Origin of the sequence: Limimaricola cinnabarinus LL-001 (assembly GCF_000466965.1) — a bacterium.
Classification (GTDB): domain Bacteria; phylum Pseudomonadota; class Alphaproteobacteria; order Rhodobacterales; family Rhodobacteraceae; genus Limimaricola; species Limimaricola cinnabarinus.
On record NZ_BATB01000169.1, the window covers coordinates 1 to 889 of the forward strand.

General features: G+C 65.1%; 2 pseudogenes. Both read right to left on the reverse strand.

Going from position 1 to position 889, the window contains the following annotated elements:
• Positions 1 to 355, reverse strand: a pseudogene (locus tag MBELCI_RS18925) (ATP-binding cassette domain-containing protein); the annotation flags it as partial.
• A 1-nt stretch (position 356) separates the two neighbouring features.
• Positions 357 to 862 (reverse strand): annotated as a pseudogene (locus MBELCI_RS18930) (ABC transporter permease subunit).
• Positions 863 to 889: the final 27 nt, after the last annotated feature.

Genomic DNA, 889 nt, shown 5'->3' on the forward strand with positions numbered 1-889 from the left:
GTGACGACTCGCGTCCCCAGAAACAAGTTCGAGGCGGCGTCGAGATTGTCGGCCAGCGCCAGCGTCTGGTAGATCGTCTCGATGTTGTAGCGCCGTGCGTCGCGGGGGGAGTTGATCGTGGCCTTCTCGCCCTCGATGCGGATCTCGCCCGAATCCGCTTTGTAGGCGCCCGAGAGGATCTTGATCAGCGTCGATTTGCCTGCGCCGTTATGGCCCAGAAGGCCCACGACCTCACCCGGGTAGAGATCGAGCGACACCCCGTCGACCGCCTGCACGCCGCCGAAGGAATGCGGATGTCCTTGAGTTCGACCAATGGCTTGGCCCCGTTGGCACGGGGATCGGTCCTGGTTTCCATGTCACTTCCCTCCGACGCGGCGGCGATAGATGATGTCGATCAGTACGGCCGCGACCAGCACGGTGCCGACCACCATGTTCTGCAAGGGCGCATCGACCCCGACCATGGCCATGCCCGATTGCAGCGACTGCATGATCAGCGCGCCGAGAATGGCGCCATAGATCGTGCCGATGCCGCCCGACAACGCGGTGCCGCCGATCACGGCCGCGGCAATGACGCGCAGCTCGTCGAGCGTGCCGATGTCGTTGGAGTGTTCGTCAGTCGCGCCGAGGCGACCACCGCCGAGATGCCCACGAGGATGCCCATGATCGAGAACACCTTGACCGTGAGAAGCCGCGTGTTGATGCCCGACAGTTCGGCCGCGTCGGGGTTGCCGCCCGTGGCGAAGATATAGCGGCCGAGCCGCGTCTTGCGGGCGATCACCGTCATCACCACTGCGACCGCGATCAGCAGCAGCACCGAATAGGGAATGCCATAGGCTGCCGTGTAGCCCTCGGGCACCTCCATGCCGCGCGCGGCGAAGTCACGCGCCAG